The sequence below is a fragment of the Phenylobacterium sp. genome (assembly GCF_036501465.1).
GTDB lineage: Bacteria > Pseudomonadota > Alphaproteobacteria > Caulobacterales > Caulobacteraceae > Phenylobacterium.
Genome location: NZ_DASYAF010000023.1, coordinates 1 through 6,353, shown reverse-complemented (window position 1 = coordinate 6,353; position 6,353 = coordinate 1). Strand labels below are relative to the sequence as shown.

The following is a 6,353-nucleotide window of genomic DNA, read 5'->3' as shown; positions in this document are numbered from 1 at the left end:
CGACGTGGCCGAGACCCTTGTGCGCCTCGCCCTGCACGGCGTCGCCCAGCCCTGAATTTCCCACCGGTCATCGACCGCTTATGGGCGAGTTGCGCCATGCGGAACGGGCTTATGTTGACGCATACCGTCCGGTAGGTAAGTTTCCCGCGCGCCAGGTGCGCAGGGGGCGAAGCGTTTGAAGCCGAGGCAGTTGCCGGACCGTGGGACGGGTGAGCCGGCGCGCCGCCCGGTCCGGCCGCCGCTCGGCGAGCGGGAGGGGCAGATCTATGTCGCCGCCTCGCGCCTGTTCATCCAGAAGGGCTTCGCCGGCACCTCGATGAGCGACATCGCCGAGGCGGTGAAGATCACCAAGGCCGGGCTCTACCACTTCGTCGACAGCAAGGAGGAGTTGCTGTTCACGATCAGCCAGTTCGGCATGGACCGGCTGGACGAGCAGGTGATCGCTCCGGCCGCCGCCATCGCCGATCCGCTGGAGCGGCTGGAAGCCATCCTGAAGGCCCATGTGCAGAACGCCGGCCGCGCGTCCCGCGAGGACGGCAATCCGCTCACCATCGTGGTCGACGAGCCCGGCGGCCTCACGCCTGAGCACCGCAAGGTCATCGAGGGCCGCAAGCGCGCCTACCTCGACCTGCTGCGCGGCACGCTCGGCGAACTGGAGGTGCAGGGCCGCCTGACCGAGGGCGTGGACGTCACCGCCGCGGCCTTCGCCGCGATCGGCGCGATCATGTGGATCGGCCGCTGGTGGCGCCCCGACGGGCGGCTGAGCCTTGAGGAGACCGCCGAACAGGTGGCGGCCGTGCTGCTGAACGGCGTCCTGCGCCGCTGACGCCACGTCACCTGTGGCGGGCAGGTGACAAATCCTCGATCTTACCAACCGGACGGTAAGTTTCTGCTAGTTGCCGACCGTTCGGTAAGTTAGAGATTCACCCCAAGGCTCGGCGTCCACGCGGCGACCGGCCAATCAGAATTGGGGGAAGCCATGGAGTTGAAGCCGCATCTTCTGCGTTGCGCCTCGCGCGCCGTCATCGCCGCCGCGGCGACAGCCCTGGCCGCGCCCGCCGCCTGGGCCCAGACCGCGCCCGGCGCCGCCAGCGGACCGACGCTGGAGACCCTGGTGGTCACCGCCGAGAAGCGGACCGAGCGCGAGCAGGATATCCCGATGACCGTCTCGGCGATCAGCGGAGACAAGATCCAGGAGCTGGGCCAATTCCACTCTGGCGCCGACCTCGTGCAGTTCCTGCCCGGCGTCACCTTCATCGCCTCGGCGTCCACGGCGACCTCCGAGCTCAACATCCGCGGCGCGGGCCAGGCCCGCCTGCCCAATTCCGACGCCGCCGTCGGCCTGTTCCGCGACGACGCCTACATCGCCGGCGGCAACCTGGGCGGCCGCACTTTCCAGCGGTTCGACCTGTTCGACGTGGAGCAGGTCGAGGTTTTGAAGGGGCCGCAGGGCGCGCTCTACGGCCGCAACGCGGTGACCGGCGCGGTCAACGTCATCTCCAAGAAGCCCAACTGGAAGACCGAGGGCGAGGACTGGGTCGAGGGCCTCTACGGCACGAACGGCAAATACGGCCTCGAAGGCGTCTACAACATGCCGGTGAACGACGTCTTCGCCGTCCGCCTGGGCATCGACAGCGACGACCAGACCGACTGCCAGTACCACTACGTGGCCACGTCCATAAATTCCGGCTGCTACGACAAGGAGCGCTATGAGGCCGCCCGGTTCTCCGCGCGCTACAAGCCCACCGACAAGCTGGATATCAACTTCGTCGCCGACTACGCCTCCAGCTTCGGCGACCCCGGCGTCACCCTGAACCGCGACGCGGTCCCGCGCGATCAGATCGAGGCCTCATCGCCGCTCGGCAACACCACCGCGGCCAAGCAGTCGAACTTCGGCCTTTCGATCAACTACGACCTGGACTGGGCGAAGCTGGTCTCGACGACCAACTACCGCAAGCGCGACTCCAACCTGTTCGCAGATCCGGATGGGCTCGCCACGGCCACCGAACAGTCCTCGCTGTTCGACCACGCCACCACCTTCTACCAGGAACTGCGACTGCAGGGCTCGAAGCCCCGGCTGAACTGGCTGGTGGGCGCGGACCTGTTCTTCCTGACCGACGACTATATCGACCGCGAGACCGGCTATCCGATCGTCTCCAACGCCATGACCATGACGGTGCAGGATCCGAACGTGCTGGAGAACACCCACTCCAACCAGCACTCCTACGGCTTCTACGGCTCGGCGAAGTACGACCTCACCGACAGGCTCTCGGGCCAGCTCGACGCCCGCTATTCGATCGACGACAAGTCGGAGAACCTGTTCAACATCGTCATCGCCACCGGCGCGCCGCAATACCCGGCCTTCCCGCCGAACACGCCGCAGTCGGAGCCGCAGAAGACCTACTACAACGTCACCGCGGACGGGAACGTCTCCTACAAGTTCACCTCCGACGTGCTGGGCTATGTGCGGATCGGCAACGCCTATCGCGCCGGCGGCTTCAACGTACAGCTGGGCGTGCCGTGCTCGTCGGTTCCGGGCGGCGTTGCGGGCACCAACTGCAACCTGATCGACCCGCCCGCCTCCTATGCCCCGGAGCATTCGGTGACCTATGAGCTGGGCCTGAAGACCGCCTGGTTCGACCGCCTGCTGGTGGTCAACGCCAACGTCTACGAGATCGACTTCTCGAACATTCTGGCCAATCTGAACAATGGCCTGATGCCGATGCAGAACCCGCTCCTGGGCGCCATGTTCCTGGCCAACGCCGGCGACGCCACCGAGTACGGCGGCGAGATCGAGTTCGACGCCACGCCGCATCTGCCGCCCGGCTGGGGCACGATCGAGATCAACGGCCTGATCGGCACGCAGGAGGGCAAGTTCAAGGACGTGCCGCCGGCGCTGCAGTCCGCCGTCGCCAATGGCGCGCACCTGGCCCGCATCCGGCCGTTCTCGACCCAGGGGACGATCGTCTACAAGCACGACGCCTTCGGCGACTTCCACTGGCTGCTGTTGACCAGCTGGGCGTCGGAGAACGGCGGCGACCAGGAAGCCGCCAACACCCTGAACCTCGGCAGCTACACGATCTGGAGCGGGCGCATCGCCCTGGAGGACAAGCACTGGTCCTTCGCGGTGAAGGGCAACAACATCTTCGACCGGCAGTACTACGTGAACCAGGCCGGCTCGCCGGTGAATGGGCTGGGCGCGACCTATGTGCCGGGGCGCCTGAGCTATGTGGAAGCGGAAATAACCTACAAGTGGTGAACCTCCCCAACTTGGCCGCGGCGCTCTAGGCTCGCGCCATGGACGCCGCGGCGGTTTCTTCGGGCTACACCACGGACATCGTCTATCCGTCGGCGTTCGGGGTGTTCCAGGCGCCGATCCATCTGGCCTACGCCGCCAGCCTGGGCGGCCGCGCCGCGCCGCGGCTCGACGGGGCGGCCTTCACCTACTGCGACCTGGGGACCGGCGCGGGGCTCACGCTATGCGTGCTCGCCGACTGCTATCCCGAGGCGCAGTTCCACGGCGTCGACATCAACCCCGAGCACGTACGCCGGGGCCGGGCGTTGGCTGAGGCCGCCGGGCTGTCCAATGTCACCTTCCATGAGGCGGGCTTCGCGGACCTGGGCCGGCTCTCGCTGCCGGCGCTGGATTTCGTTGCGATGGGCGGGGTCTATTCCTGGATCGCGCCGGAACTGCGCGCCGCCTGCCTCAGCTTCGCCCGCGACCGGCTGACCGAGCGCGGCGCGGTCTTCGTCCACTACGGCGCCCTGCCGGGCAACAGCCAGATCGACGCCCTCTACGCCCTGCTGCGCGAGACCGCCGCGGGCATCGAGGGCGACAGCCTGACCCGGTTCGCTGAGGCCTGCCGGATCGTCGAGGGCCTGCGCGCGGCCAAGGCGCGGTTCTTCCAGTACAACCCCTTCGCCGCCGCCTGGATGGATCAGGTCGCCGGCCAGGACCCGCGGGCCATGGCGCACGAGGTGCTGAACGCCCAGCGCGCCAGCCTGTGGGCCGCCGACGTGGCCGCCGAGGCGCGCGCCGCCGGCCTGAGCTATGTCGCCAACGCCCAGCTCGAGCTCAACGACCTGGGTCTCTGCGCCCCGCCGGACATGCGCGAGGCCCTGGCGCGGCTGGCGCCGGCCGCTCGCGAGATGGCGCTCGACACCCTGCGCAACGCCAACAGCCGCATGGACGTCCTGATGCGCGCCGACGCCCCAGCCGAGGCCGCGCCGCCGTCGCTCTGGCTCGACCGGATGACCCGCGGTCCGCTGGCGGCCGAGCGGCAGGCGCTTGGCCGGCGCGCGCGCCTCGACCTCTCCGACCCGCTGTACGCCGACATCCTGGCTGAGACCGAGCACGGCGCGGCGCGGCTGCCGCAGCTGCTGGCCGCGCCGGGGCTCGAGGGCCGGGAGGGCTTGCGGCTGGCCGTGGAGCGGCTGATCGCGCTGAAACTGGTCAATGTCCTGCGCCGTCCCTATGCGCCGGTGCGGCCGGGGGCGGGCGACCTTTCCATGCCCTCGCGCCTCAACCGCCTGGTGCTGGAAGGCCAGGTGGAGGCGGCCGGCGCCTTGCCCTTCGCCTCGCCGGTGGCCGGCACCCAGGTGCTGCTGCCGCTGGAGGATCGCCTGGCCCTGCTGGCCATGCTGGGCGGCGACCTTTCGGCGGCCTGGGAACGCCTGCGCGCGAGCGGCCGGACCTTGAAGCACGAGGGCAAGGCGGTGGCCTCGGCCGCGGACCTCGCCGCCGCCGCCCAGGCCCGCGCCGCGGCGATCGGCGAGCCCATGACCACCCAGCTCCAGGGCCTGGGCGTGCTGGCGTGAGCCCGTGGGCGCGGGCCGTTTCAGCAGCCGAAAACGCCGATCTTCGGGGCTGCCGCGCGTGGGGATCGAGTTCATAGCTGGCGCAACGCCAGAGAGGCGAAGGGACCTGCGATGACGCGTGGATGGCTTCTGATATGCGCCAGCTCGACCGTGGCGATCGCCGTCGTCGCCGGCGGCATGCTTTCCCAGCCGCGCCACGCCGCCGCCCGGGCGCCCAAGGCGCCGGATCGTCATGCGGCGGCCGGCGCGGCGCCGGCCAGCCGCCGGGCCTTCTTTGGCGAACTTCACCTGCACACGGTGATGAGCTTCGACGCCTGGACCTTCGGCACCAAGGTCACCCCGGACCAGGCCTACAAGTTCGCCCGCGGCGAGACGGTGATGGTGCCCGCCGTGCAGGTGCGCAAGGAACAGGGGATCGATGTCGCGGGCGACGTGCCGGCCAAGCGCGCCTGGCCGCTGGACTTCACCGCCGTCACCGACCACGCCGAGTTCCTGGGCGCCGCCCACCAGCTCGACGATCCCAACAGCCCGTTCGCCGCCACACCGGCCGGCAAGCTGTTCCTGACCGGCAAGTCGGGCGCCTGCATCTTCTGGCGCTGCGCCGCGCGGCTGACCGGCGACCGCGAGGGCTCCTTGCGCGACATGAAGGCCGCCACCGACGCGGCCGGCGGCTGGGCGCTGGAGATGAAGGCCGCCAACGACAACTACCGGCCCGGCAAGTTCACCACCTTCGTGGCCTACGAGTTCACCTCGCGCACCGGCGGGGCGACCACCCACCGCAACGTGATCTTCGCCGGCGACCACGCGCCGAACCCCTTCACCTCGGTGGATTCCGACAAGCCGGAGGATCTCTGGAAATATCTGGAGACCGCGCGCCGTGACGGCTTCCAGGTGCTGGCCATCCCGCACAATTCGAACATGAGCGACGGCCACGACTTCGACTGGAACATGAGCAACGGGCGACCCATCGACGAGGCCTATGCCCAGGAACGGGCGCTGAACGAGCCGCTCGTGGAGATCGCCCAGACCAAGGGGACCTCGGAGACCGCGCCGGACCTGTCGCCCACCGACGAATTTTCCAACTTCGACATCCTCGACAAGGTCTACCGCGACGAGACCAGGCCGATCCGCCACGGCTCCTACGTCCGCGAGGCCTGGGGCCGGGGCCTGATCGTGTTGTCCAAGGTGGGCGCCAACCCGTTCAAGATGGGCGTGGTCGGCGGCTCGGACATCCACAACGGTCTCACGGTATCCAGTTCCAACGCCTGGGCCGGCGGGTTCAGCGGCCTCGATCCGAAGACCATGATGCCGAGCGGCGCGATGGCCCGACGGATGATGACCGGCCAGGGTCGCAGGGCCGCCGCCCGGGCCGGCGAAAGCGACGAGGGCACAGGCGGCCTGCAGATGCGTCCCGGCGCGATCACCGGGGTCTGGGCGGAGGAGAACACTCGCGAGGCGATCTTCGCGGCGCTGAAGCGCAAGGAGACCTTCGCCACCTCCGGCACGCGCATCCGCCTGCGGATGTTCGGCGGCTG

At 69.2% G+C, this 6,353-nt stretch carries 4 protein-coding genes; all 4 read left to right on the top strand.

All coding sequences use genetic code 11. The features are described 5' to 3' along the window. Nucleotides 1-190: 190 nt before the first annotated feature. Nucleotides 191-826, top strand: a complete 636-nt coding sequence (locus VGL85_RS02325) for a TetR/AcrR family transcriptional regulator (protein WP_331585598.1) — start codon at nt 191-193, stop codon at nt 824-826. Between the two features lie 159 nt (nt 827-985). Then, nucleotides 986-3,259: a TonB-dependent receptor gene (locus VGL85_RS02320; RefSeq protein ID WP_331585597.1), complete on the top strand. Its 2,274-nt coding sequence runs from the start codon at nt 986-988 to the stop codon at nt 3,257-3,259. Between the two features lie 38 nt (nt 3,260-3,297). After that, nucleotides 3,298-4,818 carry a class I SAM-dependent methyltransferase gene (locus tag VGL85_RS02315; protein ID WP_331585596.1) on the top strand — a complete coding sequence of 507 codons (1,521 nt, stop codon included), beginning with the start codon at nt 3,298-3,300 and terminating at the stop codon, nt 4,816-4,818. 150 nt (nt 4,819-4,968) lie between these two features. Beyond that, nucleotides 4,969-6,353: DUF3604 domain-containing protein (locus VGL85_RS02310; RefSeq protein ID WP_331585594.1), on the top strand; the 1,385-nt coding region annotated here is incomplete at its 3' end.